The 17634-nt window shown below is 48.8% G+C and carries 8 protein-coding genes and 1 tRNA gene; all 9 read right to left on the reverse strand.

Features of this window, described 5'->3' with window-relative positions:
* A partial coding sequence (locus tag PHH49_06995) for a hypothetical protein (GenBank protein MDD5488685.1) occupies nt 1–8386 on the reverse strand: 8386 nt, incomplete at its 3' end.
* A 164-nt stretch (nt 8387–8550) separates the two neighbouring features.
* Nucleotides 8551–10749, reverse strand: coding sequence for a ComEC/Rec2 family competence protein (locus PHH49_07000; protein ID MDD5488686.1), 2199 nt, complete (start codon nt 10747–10749; stop codon nt 8551–8553).
* A gap of 155 nt (nt 10750–10904) precedes the next feature.
* Nucleotides 10905–11309, reverse strand: a complete 405-nt coding sequence (locus PHH49_07005; GenBank protein MDD5488687.1) for a ComEA family DNA-binding protein — start codon at nt 11307–11309, stop codon at nt 10905–10907.
* Between the two features lie 90 nt (nt 11310–11399).
* Nucleotides 11400–12095, reverse strand: a complete 696-nt coding sequence (locus PHH49_07010; GenBank protein ID MDD5488688.1) for a hypothetical protein — start codon at nt 12093–12095, stop codon at nt 11400–11402.
* Nucleotides 12096–12178: 83 nt separating this feature from the next.
* Nucleotides 12179–14644 (reverse strand): leucine--tRNA ligase, encoded by a 2466-nt coding sequence (leuS, locus tag PHH49_07015; protein MDD5488689.1) that lies wholly within the window; start codon nt 14642–14644, stop codon nt 12179–12181.
* A 33-nt stretch (nt 14645–14677) separates the two neighbouring features.
* A complete protein-coding gene (locus PHH49_07020) occupies nt 14678–15697 on the reverse strand; it encodes a deoxyhypusine synthase (GenBank protein ID MDD5488690.1) in 1020 nt (339 codons plus the stop codon).
* 48 nt (nt 15698–15745) lie between these two features.
* On the reverse strand, nt 15746–16594 hold the full coding sequence (gene speB / locus PHH49_07025; protein ID MDD5488691.1) for an agmatinase: 849 nt from the start codon (nt 16592–16594) through the stop codon (nt 15746–15748).
* A gap of 8 nt (nt 16595–16602) precedes the next feature.
* Nucleotides 16603–17031: an adenosylmethionine decarboxylase gene (gene speD / locus PHH49_07030; GenBank protein MDD5488692.1), complete on the reverse strand. Its 429-nt coding sequence runs from the start codon at nt 17029–17031 to the stop codon at nt 16603–16605.
* A gap of 317 nt (nt 17032–17348) precedes the next feature.
* A tRNA-Ala gene (locus PHH49_07035) sits at nt 17349–17424 on the reverse strand.
* Nucleotides 17425–17634: the final 210 nt, after the last annotated feature.

A 17634-nucleotide genomic window follows, 5' to 3' on the forward strand; every position in this document is an offset into this window, starting at 1 on the left:
AATACGTGTATATCGTACCGTCGGCTTCCGTCTTCTTTACAAGCACCCCGCCCGAGGTGTATTCATACGCCACTATAAGGGCTCCACCCGCGGTATACTCGCTTATGTACTTCGCCTGGTTCGTACCCGCGTAATAATCGCTGAACGTCTTGTAGCTCCCGTCCGGCGCCGTCTCTTTTACCAGCACTCCGTACCCCTGGCTGTTCCAGTTCTCGTCACTGTATTCGTATATCGTACCGTCAGCCAGTGTCTTCGTATGCATCCTGCCACTCGCGTAATACGTGTATGTGGCGTCCGGCTGTTCCGTCCCTACCAGGTTACCGCTCGCGTCATACTCGTATGTCGCGAGCCATGTCCCGTCCGCGGCGTACTCGCTTATGTACTTCGCCTGCCTTGTGCCCGCGTAATAATCACTGAACGTCTTGTATGTACCGTCCGGCCTCGTCTCCTTCGTGAGCACTCCGTATCCCTCGCTGTTCCAGTCCTCATCCGAGTATTCGTATATCGTACCGTCGGCCAGCGTCTTCGTATGCATCCTGCCCGAGACATAATACTCCATGACTTCCTCTATATCCGACGTATCCCCGACATACGTTATCTTCACGAACGTGCCGTCCGACATATCTTTCCTGGTAACCCTGCCCAGGTCATCATACGCGGAATAATATACTGTCGTTCCGTCCGGCATAAGCTCTTTCAATATCGTACCGAACACATCGTAGTACGTGGTCTTGAAAGTTCCATCGGCATACCCTATGGTATACGAACAAACCCCTGAATCGCCGAACACATCGTTAAAATAAGTATATTCCTCATATGTGTGTTCACCCGTAGATGAATACCTGTCTATTCTGTCTATTCTTGAGGTGGCCCCGACATACGCATACGTATCATATGCCCCGTTCGAGTAATCCACCCTGGTCTTACGCCCGGAGGCATCATAGGTGTATGTTTCCACAAGCTCTACCGTAGCCCCGTTCCCTCTGGTCACTTTGGTCAATTTGGAATTAGAATCATACTCATACAACACGTAATCGCCATTCCGGTCAGTATGTTTATATGTTTTCCTCCTCCAGTAGTTCGACCCGGAATAATAAGTATATTCGTCGGTCGTCTCAGTCCCGTCAACAAAGTGCTCCAGGGTCTTCTTCGTATAGCCGTTGGAATAATATTCATATGTCCTGTATCCTCCGGTAGAGTAATCTATCCTGGACGTCCTTCCGTCGGAATTATAAGTGTAAGTCGCTACCTTGCCATCGGAATAGGTGATAGTATCGACCCTGCCGTTCGAGCTATATTGGTACACCGTGGTCTTCCCGGCCCTGTCCGTATAAGTATAGGTTTGGGTATATCCGTTGGAATAATACGTATATGCGTAAGAGTAAGAAGTCCCATCGCTGTAATGATTCACATACGTCAGCGTCTTGTAAGTATCCCCGTAATATGTTCTTTCGCTGTAAGAACCGTCCGAATTATCAGTTCGTATCAACCTGCCCAGGGTATCGTATGTATAATCCACCGTATATCCATCATACTCCATATGGCTTATCTGGCCGTCCGGCAAATATTCATATACGGTAGTCCTTCCTTCCTCATCCACATAGATCACCTTGCTGTGGACCTCGGAATTACCATAATACTCATATATGCACGTATACCCATACGCATAATCGATCCGGGTGATCCGGTCAAGTGAATCATACTCGTAATAAGTATCATACCCGTTCGGGCCGCTTACTTTTATTACCCCACCGGTCACCGGGTCATATTCGTACTTATAGTAATATCCGCTCGAGTACTTATAGGTCCTGGACTTCAACATATCAGAGTCCCCGTAATATTCGTATTCAACGACATAATTCACGTTGCCGTTATAGTAAGATGTGGTTTTTTTGATCTTGTTCGTATCACCGAAATATTCGTTGATCGTATGAGAATTCGAACTGCTATCGGTCCTGGTAAGCCGGTTAAGGGCGTCATATGTATACGAGACCGTGTACCCATAATACGACGTATACTTCGTCACGTTGCCAAGCTCGTTATATTCATAAGTCGAGGTGTGTCCCGCTGAATCGATATATTTTTTGTTCTTCATTATGGATGTCCCGGCCCAGTACTCATATTCCTCATGCGACCCATAAGAATAATCTTTCCTTATCAGGTTCCCGGCCGCATCGTAAGAATATGTCATCCAGCTGGTATATGTGCTCCAGCGGTATTTATATGTCGTTTTTACCAGCTGGCCTAACTCGTTATATTCTTCGATAGTCGTTGTATTCCACCTGCTGACAACGGTTCTCTTCTTCATCACATTAGTATCGTTCCAATATATATACTCCTCGCTAGTACCGTCGCTGGACTCCTTGAGCGTCAATCGTCCGTACGTATCATAGGTATAATTTGTAACAAGGTCGTTCCATTTCTCCTCTTTTACGAGCCTGCCGTCCTGGTCATAAGTCTCGACCGTTTCACGTCCGTCCTTATCCTTGTATGTGATCGTTTTTATGTCGGTCGTGTCCCCGAAATACGTATATTCTTCGGAAGAACCGTCTACGTAAGCTCTCAGCATCAACCTGCCGGTGGCAAGGTCATATCCTTCAATGGTCGACGCTATCATATTTGAATCGGTGATCTGGCCCGTAGTATCGTAAATATATACGGTGAACCGGCCGAGATCATATTCATACACTCTTTTGTATGAAAAGTTCATGTTATCGTTATCCGCATAGCCATAATATGTCCTGACATTGTTTATTACGTCGTCTTCCCGGACAAGCCTGCCCTGTTCATCGTAGAAATATACATATCCCGACAGATCAGTAACGCGGCTTATCTTCCCGTTATCCAGGTATTCCGTTATGAGGGTATTCCCTGTGATCAGGTCTTTTACGGCTTTTTTGAGGAGTTTTCCGGTTTCAGGATCGTATATGAACGTCGTCTCCGACTTACCTTCCACATTAAGATACTTGAGCCTTCCTTCCCTGTCGTACCTTGAGATGACCGTATCGACACCATAGGTTATTCTTTCCATCAAAGAACCGTCGTCACGATACTCACATGTGAACTTGATATCATTCGGGTCTGAAACACTTCTGCCAAGGACCTTATATGTGGTTTTCGTGGACCCGTAATATATATAGAATACCTCTATATCCCCGTTAAGCACTTCTCGCGTCAAACGCGCAAGCGGGTCATATTCATACACGATCGTTTTGCCGTTAGCCAGGTCGGTAAAGGTCTTGGAGCTCACCAGGGATGTTGACTCATAATAGGAATATGTCATGGTATACAACCCGGGAACACCTTCTTCCGTAACGCGCCCAAGACCGTCCCTGACAGACGTATATCCCGTAGGATCTATCTGTTCCACGAAGGTCCATGAGGAATAATCCGCCGGGTCGGTCGAATAATCATATATCTCTATCTTCAGGAGTATGCTCTTGGATTCATCGGAATATATGAATCGGGATACGGTCCCGTCCACAAGATCCACGATATCCTCCAGATACGCGCCATCCGGGTATTTCTGCGATACCATGCGCCCGTCCTCATCGAACGTATACTCGAAGCCATCGCTGGTGACACTACGTCTCAGTCTGCCCTGTTCATCATACTCATATATAGATCCGTCACGTACGGTCTTTTTGCTTATGACACCGTTCTCATAATATTCATAAGCCTCGACAAGGACCCCCTTGCGATCATACTCTTCTTTTTTCCCGAACTGCGCGGAATCGGGATAGTATCCACTGTATACCGTATAAGACCCGTCAGCCTTTATATCTTTTATCAAACGACCGTATCCGGCCCCTTGGAAATCCTCATCCATATACTCATATGTCCCGACTTTCGGATATATGCTGCTCTTAAGATTACCGCTTTCGTAGTATTCGAAGATATACCCGTTAGACTGTATCTTCTTGGCCAACTCACCGTTGGGGTGATACTCGTAAGAGACAAGAAGCGTACCGTCAGCCGCGTATTCGGCCACGTATCTCGGCTGGCTCGTACCCGCGTAATAATCACTGAACGTCTTATATGTCCCGTCCGGCCTCGTCTCCTTAACAAGCACGCCTATCCCGGTCCCATTCCAGTTCTCATCGCTATATTCGTACACAGTCCCGTCAGCAAGTGTCTTGGTCTTTACACGACCAGAATCGAAATATGTGTACGTAGCTTCAGGCTCCTCAACCCCGACGAGATTACCAGAAGCATCATACTCATATGTCGCGAGCCATGTACCGTCAGCCGCGTATTCGGACACGTATCTCGGCTGGCTCGTACCCGCGTAATAATCACTGAATGTCTTATATGTCCCGTCCGGCCTCGTCTCCTTCGTGAGTACACCATATCCCTGGCCGTTCCAATCCTCGTCACTGTATTCGTACACGGTCCCGGTGGGCAGCGTCTTCGACGCCATCAGCCCGTCACCGTAATATGTGTAATATTCGTTCGTCGCGTAATCGTATTTGCCCGTCAAGACACCTGAAGCGTCATACTCATAACGGTTCACCAGCGTCGTCCACTCGTCACTGTAAGTGTATACCGTCCTCTCAAGCTCGCCCGCCCCGGCATACTCTATACTGAACGTCAGCTCGCCCGCCGCGTTCGTCACGTCCCTCTTCTGCGACTTCAACCTGCCGTATCCCTGGCTGTTATAATCCTCGTCCAGGTATTCGTACGCCACGTTACCCGCGGTATCCGGCGCGTCCAGCTCTTTTGTCTTCAAAAGCCCACTCGGATAATACGTATAGGTAACACCCGGCTCGCTGGTGCCTATGAGCGTACCGTCCTCGGCATACTCGTATGTCGCGAGAAGCGTACCATCAGCCGCGTATTCGGACACGTATCTCGGCTGGCTCGTACCCGCGTAATAATCACTGAATGTCTTATATGTCCCGTCCGGCCTCGTCTCCTTCGTGAGCACACCATATCCCTGGCCGTTCCAATCCTCGTCACTGTATTCGTACACGGTCCCGGTGGGCAGCGTCTTCGACGCCATCAGCCCATCACCATAATATGTGTAATATTCGTTCGTCGCGTAATCGTATTTGCCCGTCAAGACACCCGCCGCGTCATACTCGTACCTATTGACCAGCGTCGTCCACTCGTCCGAGTAAGTGTATACCGTCCTCTCAAGCTCGCCCGCCCCGGCATACTCTATACTGAACGTCAGCTCGCCCGCCGCGTTCGTCACGTCCCTCTTCTGCGACTTCAACCTGCCGTATCCCTGGCTGTTATAATCCTCGTCCAGATATTCGTACGCCACGTTACCCGCGGTATCCGGCGCGTCCAGCTCTTTTGTCTTCAAAAGCCCGCTCGGATAATACGTATAGGTAACACCCGGCTCGCTGGTGCCTATAAGCGTACCGTCCTCGGCATACTCGTATGTCGCGAGAAGCGTACCATCAGCCGCGTATTCGGACACGTATCTCGACTGGCTCGTACCCGCGTAATAATCACTGAATGTCTTATATGTCCCGTCCGGCCTCGTCTCCTTCGTGAGCACGCCTATCCCTGTCCCGTTCCAGTTCTCGTCGCTGTATTCGTACACGGTCCCGGTGGGCAGCGTCTTTGTCTTTATGCGCCCTGAGCCATAATAAGTATATGTAGCGTCACCCTCCTGTACGCCGATGATATTACCCGCCGCGTCATACTCATATGTAGCGATCCACGTATCGTCAGCCGCGTATTCGGACACGTATCTCGGCTGGCTCGTACCCGCGTAATAATCACTGAATGTCTTATATGTCCCGTCCGGCCTAGTCTCCTTCGTGAGCACGCCGTATCCCTGGCCGTTCCAGTCCTCATCCGAGTATTCGTACACGGTCTTATCTGTGATCGTTTTTTTGTACATCCTGCCGGACCCGTAATATTCATATATGGTCCCGTAGAACCATTCCTTGAGTTTCGCCAGGTCATCATCCGTCAGTTTAAGACTAGCTATACTGTAGTCCGGGTTGTCCTGCCAGAAAAGACCACCCATATATCCCTGCTCCAGAAGTATCTGGAGACGTTCGGCCGCGTCAGGGTCGTCCGCGCTAAAATATTGCGGGTCGATCTCCCCTACGAGTACGGGTTTTCCGTTATAATACGCCTCAAAAGCTGAAGTGGATAATTCCTCAAAGCTATTATCGTAATACTTGGCCCAGTAATGTATCTGCACAACATCCACGTCATCATCACCACCATCGACAAAACAATGCCAATATCCCTGTTTTTGCCATTCCTCGAGCACCGAATTCCATCCCCACGCGTCCGGATCAACGAATTCTTTTTTGGCGAATCCTATCGTGATATCTTTATCTGGGTCGTTGGCCCTTATCACGGCCATCATATCGGTAATGAACGTATACATCTCATCCTGGCTTATGGTGGACTGGGTAACCGGCCTTCCATCCGTAGGCATGTTCCCCCATGGGCTGAGATCGGTGCCGTAATACGGTTCGTTTATCACGTCCCACATTAATATTTCTTCCCTGCCGGCGAACTCCGCTATAAAATCACCGATAAGCGCCACCAGTTCCGCTCTTTTGACATCGTTCTCGATCACTTCAGGATGCCCTGTATCCCCGGACAGTTCCGAATATGCCAGCCAGAAATCGAATAGACACGGGATAACTTGCGTCCCGCTGAGTTTTGCCGCCTCAAGCAACGCCTCCATGTCCTCGAACAATTTAGCCTCGTCATAGAAAGCCAGGGTCGGTCCCGAAAAATCGACAATATCCCTTAGGTCGGTAAAAAGGAACACGCGCACCACGCCGCCCGAGAAATTATCCATGGCGTCAATAAGGTATTTTTTGTTGGCGCTTACGCTGAAACCGTTAGAGGGATCGTTGGACCCGATATCGTGGCCATAGCTCATCCACGGGAGACTGCCTCCTTTTATGAAACCTTCTTCCGCTTCCCTTTTCTCCGTAAGCGGCCAAATGGGGTCGCTAGGCGATGATGGTGTGTATGTTTCTATGTTCCCGTTCGGATAATATTTCTTCGCGTTCACGAGGTTCCAACTAGCGTCCCACGTATATACGTGAAGGATATTGTCCACAGGGCTCACATGCGCGCTATTGTATGAATTTCCGGAACCGTCAAGCAGTACCGCCGACAACGTACCGTCAGCATCCTTCTTTATCATGTAATCGCTGTCCACATACTCATAAGACGCGACAAAATCGCCCTGTAGCGTCCCGTTGAGTATATCCACCTCATCCGCCTCAGCATAGGAATATTCGTTCTTATACCTCACCTTGTCTTCCATGCCGGGCGTAGTATGGTAAACATACGTGTAGTACACGTTTGATCCCGCGTAAAGGTCCTGGATCAGAAGGCCCTGTTCGTTACGTACGTATTTTTCGAGTACGGTCACACCGTCGGTATCAAATATTATCTTCTCCCTCTCCACCCAACCGTTGGTCTGGGTGTTCAGGTCCAGGATCTCCCCGCTGTGGTCATACGTGATGGAAACCCTTCTTTCTGACTGCTTGACATCGCTCAAAGCCGGACTTCCCACTACCGGCACATACTCGCCGTCGTATTCCGTCAGGGTGACCTGCGTTGTCCCCCATTCCCAGGTCTTATATCCGTCCAATTCGAATATGAGGATAAATCTGCCATAGTGGTTCCACACATCGCCTTGCAGGTTCTCATCCGTGTATTCATAAACGTTACCGTTAGCCTGTATCTTCCTTTTCCAGTTATCTGTTCCCGTATACTTTTCGATCACCTCTTTTGAAGATGAGATGCTTAAGAGTTCGCCCGAAGCGTTGTATGTATACGTATGGAGAAGAACGTCCGTCGAGGCCACATACTCATACTTGAAATGCACTATCGTATCATCCGGGGTGGAATAGTATTCGTATGTGTAATAACGATCCTCCGATACCATATCATTACGCAACAGCCTCCCTGAAGCGTCATATGAATATTCTTCCAGGAGAGTGGTCCCGTCCGTATCAAAGACTTTTTTGTCCCTCAAGATCCATGCGTTGGTCGCTATGTCAAGGTCGGACTGTTCACCGTGATGATCATATGTAAGTTCGTAACGTAATTCTGAAGGTATGACATCACTACGTACATCGCTTCCGGGCGCGGGGGTGTAAGCGCCGGAATACTGCGATATGACGACTTGCGCCGCCTGCCAGTCGAATAACCTGTAAGATTGTCCCGAAGGCTCGTATATGAGGGTTATGCGTCCATATCCCTGCCCGGACCAATTCTCATCCAGATATTCGTACATATTGCCGGTAATATCTTCGACCTTTCGCTTAAGCAAGCCGGAGATATCATAATTCTCGATCGTATCTGCGTGTACCGCTGATACGATGAACACCATCGCCAGCAACAACACGACCACAGTTTTTGAAATAGCACCCCTTAGACAACTCATAACGCACCCCTTTATCGTAAGTTTTCTGTTATATAACAAAAAGCTACATGTTTTACTTATATATATGATAACATAACTGATCTGCTATGCAAGGAGTATTCTCTAACTTTTTTATCACTTAAATAAGGCGCAATTTTTTCACTGCCTTTTTGGCCATATTATACTTAATTTGATTCAAATGTTATGTTCCCGTATTCTCCGGTTATATGGACCCCTACCCCATGTTTTTCGCAAATGCTTATTATATATGGGCTTATATGCTCAGGTCCCGGGGCCGTAATAACCACATCCTTGCACCCTGTCATCTTGATAAAATTTTCAGCAAGTTCGGCGTTTTTTATCCCGCGGCCATGATGTGGATACTTCAGGATATCACATGAAAGATCCATCCCGGAACCCATAATATCCTCAATAATACCATCTGAGATATCGCCACAAAACAGAACGTCCAGACCGCTATTATCCTCTATTTTCACTACGACCGAATCGTCGTTCACATTGCCGGAAGGCTCATCTCCCATAGGGTTCAGTATCTTTATCCTCGCGCCACGGAATCCCCTTATTTCCTCCCCGGCAAGAACACTTTCATGCCTGATACCAAGATCTTCCAGGACTTCTAAAAATCCATGCCCCGCGTAAAGGTCCTTTGGCCACATCTCCGCCTTGTTGTGGACCACCAGCCGCACCTTAAGCTCCCTGACCACATCAATGAGCCCTCCGACATGGTCGTCATGTGGATGCGACAATACTATACAATCCACAAGTGGGACCCTCTTTTCCCTAAGATATGGACAAATAGCGGTTTTCCCGAAACTCTCCCGGGTGCCGTCCCCGCTTCTGCCTCCGTCCACAAGAAGGATTCCCCCATCCCGGAACCGCATAACGGCAGAATCAGCTTTACCCGCGTCCAGGAAAGCTACACTGCTATTGCCGGCATACGCCGGGAGCGCGCCATTCCACAACACAAAGTTCAGGAACAAAAGCGTGACCAGCGCTATCCTGCACCTTAAAGACCGTGTCCTGAAGATATATACACCCGATACCAACCCCGCGTAAAAAATAGTGATAAGTAGTATAGATGGCCTGGGCACCTGGAACACTCCGCCTGGTACACATGACATTCCAGCGGCTATATCTATATATCTTTCCAGAATGACATGCATGATGTATCCCGCGGCCATAGCCGGTTTAAAGAGAAAAGGCACCTGGCCACAGGCAAGAAGAAGCATCCCGAGCCCCAGAACAGCGATAAGCACAGGGATCGCCAAAACATTAGCCAAAAGCATAACAGGCGTAATGGTATGAAAAAAGAAAGCGGTTACCGGGCTTATTGCCAGGAATACGGACAATGATACCATTATAGACTCCCAGACGAACGTTATCACCCTGCGACCTACGCTATGGACAAAGACCACTGGCGTACCTTTGATAAAAGGCTTTAGGGTCAATATCCCGATCGTAGCGGCGTATGAAAGCAGGAATCCGGCTGACAATAATTGCATAGGGTCTATGAAGGTTATCGCGAACGCGGAAACGATCAACGGGCCCATAAGTGATGTTTTCTTCCCGAACACCTTTGCTCCCCCCACCATGATCCACATCACAAAAGCCCTGACCGCCGGCACCCCGGCCCCGGTCATGACAACGAACATGGCGACCATGATCGACGATATCAGGAACGCCTTGTTATCCGTGAGCCTCAAGACCTTAGCGACAAAAAGGAATATAGCCCCTACCAGGGCAGTATGCAATCCGCTGACAACGGCTATATGCAGGGTCCCCGTACCCCTTAGGGCCTTCTTTACCGGACCTGCCATCGCGCTTTTCTGCCCGATGAGCATTGAGCACGCAAGCCCTGAAGTCCCGGCCCCTAACGCGCGGCATATTATGGACTGGCACTTTTTACGAAAACGGAAAAGCCTTCTTTGAAGGAACACTCGGGGTCCGTTCGATCGACCCGCCACCACGACACCTTTCCTGCCACACGATACTATGAACCTATGGGTACCCTGTTTCTCGATGAACCTGCCATCTCTTTCCTCAAGGACCTTACCGCTCCTATCCCTCAAAGTACCGCGGATGAACACCACATCACCGAACTCAACGACCATCTCAGGTCGCGTCATTACACACAACGCCTTCAGCCGCACATGCCGCACCTGGTCATCACACATCGCGTCATGTATCTTGACCTCAAAATTGGTCCGCTTGTTACCTCCGGCCGTATCCTTTGTTTCCGGATCACTCGCAACCTCGCCATAGAAAAGGGTTTCCCGTCCTATGATACCACTCACATCCCCGAGACCGGCCCCTTCGGATGATCGCGTTCCCGCCCTCTGTATCCCGATGAACAGAAAAAACAATGAAAGAAAATATATAAAAACCCTACGGCCCCTGCATAAAAACAGCAGCAAAAGAAGAAGCATAAGTATCCCCGATAGCAACATGGGGAGCCCATCATCCGCGTGTCCAAAAATTACGCGTCGCAGTATTATCCCTGTTAAGAACCACAATGTCATCATTGGAAGACCGTTCCTCGATCATATTCTATTTTTTCGCTTATCATCCTTATCTTAGCCGGGCCTATACCCTTGATCTTCCCCAGGTCTTCAAGCGACATGCTCCCACCCTTGCGTTCTCTGTAGGCTATTATCCTCTTCGCTATCGCCGGTCCGATACCCGGAAGCGACGAGAGATCTTCCACCCCGGCGCTATTGATGTTCACACCCATCTTTTTCCTGTAACTCTCGGCATAAGATAAAAATCTTTCTTTATCACATACCCTGTCCCGGCCTGCCTTTCCCCTTATGATGAACAGCTCTTCTTCGCACGCATTATCCCTTATCACCATGGAGATCGACGCTAGGAACAGCGAAAAACACAGTACGAACATGAAAGTATCAACTTTTTTGTCCCTGTCCATCCAGCCCTCCCTTAACACACAGCTTAACCCTGTTTATTGTTTTTGTCAAAATAAATTTGCTTTTTAATTAATAAGGCGGGCAAAAAAATATTACGTTCTTATCTTGAGCTTATAGAGATCCCCATAAGTACCTGTAACCCAAAGATATCCGTCTTCCCAAACGATACCCGTTGTCTTGTCGACCGGCGAGATGATGTACCCTATAACCCCAAGGTCATCCATCCCTATCCTATAGATACGCCTGTAATACCAACTGGACACCCAGAGATCCTTGCCGTCCCACGCCAACATGGATGGCTCAGATATACCCTTTATCCTTGCCCTGAGAACGATCTTTCCTTCAGGAGAGACCTTATTCAGGTAGTATTTGGTACCGGCACCGCGCTCCCATGTTATGACATAAAGATGCCCTTCCGCCCAGGCTGTCCCGGTCGGATGCCCCGGTTCAAAAGAGATCTCTCCGACCGATCGCATCTTACCTTCCGATATCTCTACATGAAATACCTTCTTCTCATTCCAATCCGAGACCCACAAGCGTCCCTCAGTATCCTTCGTCACGGACTCGGTGAACGTTCCAACCGGGATTATATCCCTCTTTTTCTCTCCGGTCACAGGATCTATCACCCATGTATTGATATGCTCGCCGTTATTCACCCATATCTCACCGTTATCCATGAAAAGGCCCTCATGATAACCTTTTGGCAGGGATAATCTTTCAACGATATCATATCCTATATTTTCCTGATCATCTTCGGCATATACCATGTTAACCCTATCTTCCGGCATAAATGTAAGGACACCCAGAGTAAATACGGATATCAGAATGGACCATGTTCTTGTTCTGCGGCATTTTCGCATTGAGGGTTCCATTACTTCACTACTATGTTGACCATCTTATCCGTCAATATTATCCATTTGCGTATTTCTTTTCCGGACAGCCACTTGTCGATCTTCTCCTCTTTCAGCACTTGTCGTTTGATCTCATCCTCGCCAGCCCCGGTCCTTACATTGACCGTAGCCCTCAGCTTTCCGTTCACCTGTACTGGTATCTCCACATTGTCAGACTGCAGCATGCTCTCATCATATACCGGCCATTCAGCCTCAAGAACACTCGTATCGTTACCGAGCTTTTCCCACATTTCTTCGGCGACATGTGGTATGAAAGGACTCAACATAAGGACCACATTAGTTATTATCTCCGAAAAATACGCTCTTCCGAAACATCCGTCGCCATAAGAACTTATCACGGCATATATCCCGTTCATCATTTCCATGATCCCGCTTATCGCGGTATTGAAATGGAAACTGCCGTCTATGTCGTCCGTCACCCTTTTTATGGTCTGGTGCATTTTTATGTTCAGCTGTTTCTGTTCCTCCTCCGGGAATGAATTTTCCTTACCACAGGCCTCCAACACGTCCAGCAGGTTCCATACTCTTTTAATGAACCTGAAAGCTCCTTCCGTCCCCCTGTCTGACCACTCCGCGTCCTTCTCCGGCGGACCGATGAAAAGAGTGTATAAGCGGACCGTATCCGCGCCGTATTTTTCGATAAGCCCGTCGGGGCTCACCACGTTCCCCTTGGACTTGGACATCTTGGCGCCGTCCTTGACGATCATCCCCTGCGTAAAAAGCCGTTTGAACGGCTCATCGAACCCGATATATCCCATATCATAAAGCACTTTAGTGATAAAACGCGAATACAGGAGATGCAATATGGCGTGTTCAACGCCACCTATATACTGGTCCACCGGTAGCCATCTGTTCACATCCTCCGTATCAAAAGGAACATCTTTTCTGTGTGATGATATATAGCGGAGAAAATACCAGCTCGAGTCCACGAATGTATCCATCGTGTCGATCTCCCTCTTCGCGGGCCCTCCACATACCGGGCATACGGCATTCACGAAATCCTTCGCGTATTTAAGGGGCGATTCCCCTGTAGGCCTGAACTCCACGACTTCAGGAAGAAGCACCGGCAGGTCTTCCTCTTTCACCGGCACTGTCCCACACTTATCGCAATATAACACGGGTATTGGAGCCCCCCAGTACCTCTGCCTGGAGATCAACCAATCTCTGAGTTTGAAATGCACGGACCTTTTACCTATGGACTTCTCCTCCATCATATCCGCGATCTTCGACATGGCCTCGGTATTCGTAAGTCCGTTAAACCCTTCCGACCCCGTCATTACGCCTTCATCCGTGTACGCCTCGGCAAGCTCACCGTCTTTCAGGCTTTCGTTCGGACGGTCTATTACGACCTCTATGGGAAGTCCGTATTTTTTGGCGAATTCGAAATCCCGCTGGTCATGGGCGGGCACCGCCATCACCGCTCCCGTGCCATATTCCATAAGCACATAATCCGCTATCCACAGTGGGATCTTCCTCCCGTTGACGGGATTCACGACATATCTCCCCGTGAATATCCCCCTTTTTTCCGCGGAGGCCTGGACCCGGACGGCCCTTGATTCCTTTCTCACGTCACTTACGAACTTCAAGACCTTATCCCTGTCCGGCGATCCCTTAGTAAGTACGTCTACCATGGGATGCTCTGCCGCTAGCACCATGTAAGTACATCCGAATATCGTGTCGACCCGCGTGGTAAAACAGGTAAGCTTATCATCGGTGCCGTCCAACGGAAAATCTATGTTCACGCCTTCGGACCGACCGATCCAGTTCTGCTGCATTATACGGACCTTTTCCGGCCATTCATCCAGCTTGCTTATGTCATCAAGAAGACGCTGGGCATGGTCGGTAATGCGGAAGAACCACTGTTCCAGTTCTTTCTGGTCGACCTCGCTGTCACAACGCTCACACGCCCCGTCAACGACCTGTTCGTTCGCGAGCACCGTGTTACAGGACGGGCACCAGTTCACGAACGCTTTTTTCTTGTATGCCAGCCCTTTTTTCAGGAGTTTCAGGAATATCCACTGCGTCCACTTGTAATAATCCGGCAGGCATGAAGTGACCTCGCGGTCCCAGTCGTACTCTACCCCCCAGGAAGCCAGCTGTGCCTTCATTCGATCGATATTCTTAAGGGTAGACTCCTTCGGGTGTATCCCGCCCTTGATAGCCGCGTTCTCAGCCGGAAGTCCGAAAGCGTCCCAGCCCATCGGGGATAATACGTTAAGTCCCCTCATCTTCTTGTAGCGGACCACTACATCACCTATTATATAGTTGCGTCCATGCCCCACATGCAGGGCCGCCGAAGGATAAGGGAACATCATAAGGCAGTAATATTTATTTGCATAGTCCTTGGTATCTGCCCGAAAAGAGTGTTCTTCTTTCCACTTATTCTGCCATTTTTTCTCTATACTCGCGAAATCATAATACGGCATTACGACCATCTCCTCACGTTCCGGTCCATATTACTACTTAAAAAGCTTTTTCGTCCATTCCCTCGGCTTCCTCTTTTTCCAGCTACCTTTGTGATAGGCGTAACTGGCTAAAAGAGGCAACGCCGCGGTAGCCTCGGCATAGACCATCTGTTCGTATGTAGTATCTACCTTGCCCCAGGAAGAGGCTTCCTTGAGGGTGGAACTCGAACACGCTCCGTCACGCACATCAGCTACGGTTATCTGTACCGCGTATTTGTGCATATCCACCTCTTTACCCAGTATTTCCGCGCAGACGACCGTGTCCTGCACAAAATTCTTCGGCACTCCGCCTCCGATTATGAGCAACCCCGAAGACCCGGAAGCCATTTTTATCCTGGTGAGCTCAAGAAAATCCTTTACTGAATCTATCGATATATGTTCGTCGGGATTCTTCCACTGGTGAAGTACAAGGCCGAACCCCGCGCTCGAGTCCGAAAAAGCCGGACAGAAAATAGGTACGTTCTTTTCGTAGGCGGCCTGGATAAGCGAGTCTTTTTTCTTAGAATGCTTCTTCAGGTATTTCCCCATCTCATATATGAACTCTCTCGAGGAATAAGGCCTTTTCTCCAGGGAATCAGCGATCTTCTCCACCGTCTGGTCGCATTTCTGCAACTGTTCCTCATCGATGAAAGTATCATATATCCTGTCGATGTAAAGTCCCCTCAACTGCGTGTCGTTGGCCGTTGCGTCCCCCCTGTAATGCTTGAACCCCAGGGCTTCGAAAAAGTCCATGTCGACTATGCTCGCGCCTGTAGCCACCACTACGTCTATCATGTTATTCTTGACCATATCCACATATGCCTGCATACATCCACCGGCGCTCGTGCTCCCGGCAAGAGATAAGACAACGGTACATTTCTTGTCCCTGAGCATCATATCGAATATGTCCGAAGCCCTCCCGAGGTCTCGCGCGGTAAAAGACATATCCTTCATCGCCTCTACTATCGAACGGGCGTCTATTTTCTTTATGTCGACATGCTTGATCGGGCGCTTAAGAAGATCTTTCTTTTTCATTTTTCCCCTTTTCCCCTGTTTTGATATTTTAACGGTTATAAAGCTGTTTCAAAAAATATAGCTCAAGAACGTATATATAAGTTTAGCGGCCATGAAATCCGGGGCTTTATTGTGTTCTTCCGGACATAGCTCCACGATATCGAATCCCCTTATTCTGTGTTCCTTGCTTATTTTCCTCAGTAGCCCCGTCACGGAGTACCAATCCATCCCTCCCGGTTCCGGCGTACCGGTGGACGGCATTATCGCCGGATCAAAAACATCAAGGTCTATGGTCACATATACATCTTTCGTCAGTTTCTTGGACACCCGGCCGTACCAGTCTTTCTTGCCGGCTATGTCCGCGGCGAAAAAAACACGGTCCCGCGTCATTTCGTCCTTTTCTTCCACGCACATGCTTCTTATCCCTACCTGGGCGATCGGGCATATTTCCTTTACGCGCGACATTACACAAGCATGGTTGTACGGGCTCCCCTCATATTCCCTCCTGAGGTCCGAATGCGCGTCAAGCTGAAGGACCGAAAGCCCCTTATATCTTTCGGCATGGGCTCTTACCGAACCAACGGTAACTGAATGTTCTCCCCCAAGCATAACAACGAATTTTTTATCCCCCATGAGGGCGGACACGCTGTCATACACTTCTTTGACCATCTTTTCAGGTCTTTTGGAGGTTTTTACCGGTGCCGCCGTGTATATCCCTTTCCTGTATATCTCCTTACCTGTCTCTATGTCGTACAATTCCACCGCCGAAGAAGCGCTTATAATGGCTGATGGCCCCTTGTCCGCGCCCTTGATCCAGGTACTTGTCCCGTCATAGGGCACCGGCAGAACAGCTATAGCTGACCTTTTACGATCGGTGAACGCAGCTTCCAAGCCCATAAAACCGCTGTTATTAGCCATCCCAGCTCCTATCCCACGTTAAGAAAAGCCATCGTTCCGCCGGGAGCGTCACTACGTACGAAGTCTTTGCCCCTGCTTACGATATGTTTATCATAATCCCCGGATTCGAACGTATCCACCAGATATCTGGCCGCGTATTCCACATCGAAATCCTTGCAGGAGAACACATCCACAAAACAGTAATCCTTTTCCTGGAAAGTATGTATGGAAATATGGCTTTCAGCTATTATCACTGTACCGGTTATCCCTTTATCTTCCGGTACAAGCCCTGAATAAGGGAATACATACGGTTGCGTTATCCTGGTCATCCCTATCTTATCGGGCAGGTCGTTCAAGGTATTGAAGATGAGCTCATAATCCCCCAGCTTATCCGGATTACAGCTCCTGAGATCCAACATCAAGTGCGGGCCGAACGGTTCTTTTTTCGTTCCGATCATCTCAAGTCCTCCATTTTGTGAAGTGTGATCAAAAAAAGGGGTTAAAAAACAGAGCGAAAAACCCCCTCAAGCGACTTGTTATAATGCGACATCCCCTATGATATTCATTTAGTTAACAAAGTATATTTTTATATACGTGATTTGTCAATAAAAAACTTTGGTGTAACGGATCGCCCCTTAACGCCCTCATAAAGCGCTAAAAGCTTGCCCCGGACAAGGTAAGGGCCGTGGGAAAACAACGTTTTTTGGCTATTTTCATCGTATAGGATGATGGTGTAGGTATAATAACGGGGAAGTCACCTGTTAACGAAAAGATATGGTGGAGCTGAGGGGGCTCGAACCCCTGACCTCATGCATGCCATGCACGCGCTCTTCCAGCTGAGCTACAGCCCCACTTGTTCTGTCATGCCTGATAAATATATCATTCGTATGTCTATATGTCAATATTTATCCCCTTCCATAGCGCCATATCTTCCGATTAGACTTGACTTATACATATCTAGGTAATAAAATTGTTCCATTAATAGCCGGAGTGGTGAAATGGCAGACGCGTTGGACTCAAAATCCAATGGAGGAAACTCCGTGTGGGTTCGACTCCCACCT

Source organism: Candidatus Omnitrophota bacterium (genome assembly GCA_028715965.1).
Taxonomy (GTDB): Bacteria; Omnitrophota; Gorgyraeia; order Tantalellales; family Tantalellaceae; genus JAQUQS01.